Annotated in this window: 1 protein-coding gene; it reads right to left on the bottom strand. The window is 40.3% G+C overall.

Going from position 1 to position 462, the window contains the following annotated elements:
* A partial coding sequence (locus CVN76_RS32255; protein WP_157805460.1) for a family 1 glycosylhydrolase occupies positions 1-462 on the bottom strand: 462 nt, incomplete at both ends.

Here is a 462-nt window from a genome sequence, read left to right as displayed (position 1 = left end):
AAATGGCATTGATAATGATTGATGCCGAGATAATCATTTCGTGTTGAAGCTTTTTTCATGATTTCAAAATCACTGTCCAAAAACTCGTATTTCGCACCATTTGCCTGACAGATTTCATCCAGTGCAAGCATGGTTTTCTCAGAATAATAACCGAGGTAAGTAGCATCAAGGAGAAACCTGACTGATAACGCGTCATCCAGGAAACAGGCATGACGGTCTTCTTCTGAGTCACTGGCAGGGTATTTTGTTTCCAACGAGTGGACGACGCCAATTTCACCAGGATAGTTATTTTCCTTGAATAGGTTAACCGTCATTGCATGCGCCACCATCATATTATGTAAGCATTGAATGATCTTTGTGAAGTCGCTTTTGATAGATGGAGGAAACACACCGAGTAAATACTGGTTTGTCGCAACAGGATAGATTTCATTAAACGTACTCCAGTTTCTAACTTCGGTAAAT

Source organism: Bacillus sp. mrc49, assembly GCF_002803435.1.
Note: the sequence above shows the minus strand (reverse complement) of the source record. Positions and strands in the feature narration are given on the sequence as shown.